This is a genomic window from Falsiroseomonas sp. E2-1-a20 (genome assembly GCF_051433195.1).
GTDB lineage: Bacteria > Pseudomonadota > Alphaproteobacteria > Acetobacterales > Acetobacteraceae > Falsiroseomonas.
Genome location: NZ_JBHMFT010000161.1, coordinates 1 through 1,091 on the forward strand (window position 1 = coordinate 1; position 1,091 = coordinate 1,091).

The window sequence follows — 1,091 nt, forward strand, 5'->3', positions numbered from 1 at the left end:
GCAGTGGCGACTGCGGCTGGTCAGGCGCGTCCGGGAGTTCTGCCGCGCTGGCGGCGGCGTGCGATGGCTGCGAGGCGGGTGTTGATGCGCTCTGCGTCGATGTCGGCCGGGTCGAACGGCCCGCCGTACCAGGTGGTCATGGCCTCGCCCGCTGCACCGTGCGCTGGAAGCCCGCCGTGGGCTTCGGATCGCCCGGGTAGCCGGTGATCAGTTCCTGCAGGCCGTGCTGGAGAAACTTGGTCAGATCCTGGCGGAGGGCCTGCGGGTCTGCGCCGCTGGCCCGGAGCGCCGCTGCGGCATCCGTGTCGTCGATGAGCGCGACGAGGAGGCGCTCCAGGGTGGCGTACTCGTGCCGCAGGAGGCTGGCGAGTTCGAGCGCGGCGTGGAGGTCCGCTCCAGTGTTCGGGACAGCATCGTGTCGGTCCTCTGGGCTTTCGGGGAGAGGAGCGTTGCCGGAACCGGGCAGGGGAGGGTGAACCGGAGTGAAGCGCGAACTCCCGAGGCAGCAGGGCCTCCACTGATCCTACCTTGTGCTGACAGGCGCGTCAGGAATGCCGAGCCGGCTTGCCACCGCTTCGAGCAGGGCGAGATCGCCCTCGCGCCGCTGCTTCCGGCTCAGCAGGGCGAGGGCCTCGCCGGCCGGAATCTCGATTGCGGCGCCAATCGTGGCGGGTGTGGTCAGACCTCGTTCGCTCAGCGCCCGGCCGATCAGGATGCGGAGGCGGATGATCTTCAGCCGCTCAGCGTCATAGGCGCGGCGCGCCTCGGCGGTCAGCTTGGGCTTTGAAGGCGGCGGGTCGTCTGGGAGGGTCATGCCGGCGCATATAGGGCGTGCCGTGGGGCGGCGGCCACAGTGCGTCACGACGAAGGCGTGGCAGGCTCAGGTGCGCAGGCCGGGGGGCCTGGAGGCGAGGGCTATGGCCGTGCGTCGCCGCGCTGCTGGGCGGTCGTGGCAAGAGTGGGCAGCGACAGCGGCCGCAGCGTCGAACGCTGGTAGCTGGGCTCGCAGACGCACCAGCAGGTCGGCGATGCGGATCGGCTTGATGAGGTAGTTGCTGGCGCCGCAGTCCAGGCCGTCGAGCCGGTCCTGG

3 protein-coding genes and 1 pseudogene are annotated in these 1,091 nt (G+C 70.8%); 1 reads left to right on the top strand and 3 read right to left on the bottom strand.

Going from position 1 to position 1,091, the window contains the following annotated elements:
- On the top strand, window positions 1–200 hold a 200-nt coding region (locus ACFHPP_RS31115), incomplete at its 5' end, for a hypothetical protein (RefSeq protein WP_437167095.1).
- Here the strand turns inward: ACFHPP_RS31115 and ACFHPP_RS31120 are convergent.
- From ACFHPP_RS31120 to ACFHPP_RS31130, 3 genes and pseudogenes are all read right to left on the bottom strand, one after another.
- Window positions 137–466 (bottom strand): Clp protease N-terminal domain-containing protein, encoded by a 330-nt coding sequence (locus ACFHPP_RS31120; protein WP_437167097.1) that lies wholly within the window; start codon window positions 464–466, stop codon window positions 137–139. The two genes, ACFHPP_RS31115 and ACFHPP_RS31120, sit on opposite strands and share 64 nt — an antisense overlap.
- A gap of 57 nt (window positions 467–523) precedes the next feature.
- Window positions 524–814, bottom strand: coding sequence for a hypothetical protein (locus tag ACFHPP_RS31125; RefSeq protein WP_437167096.1), 291 nt, complete (start codon window positions 812–814; stop codon window positions 524–526).
- Window positions 815–880: 66 nt separating this feature from the next.
- Window positions 881–1,091 (bottom strand): annotated as a pseudogene (locus tag ACFHPP_RS31130) (hypothetical protein); the annotation flags it as partial.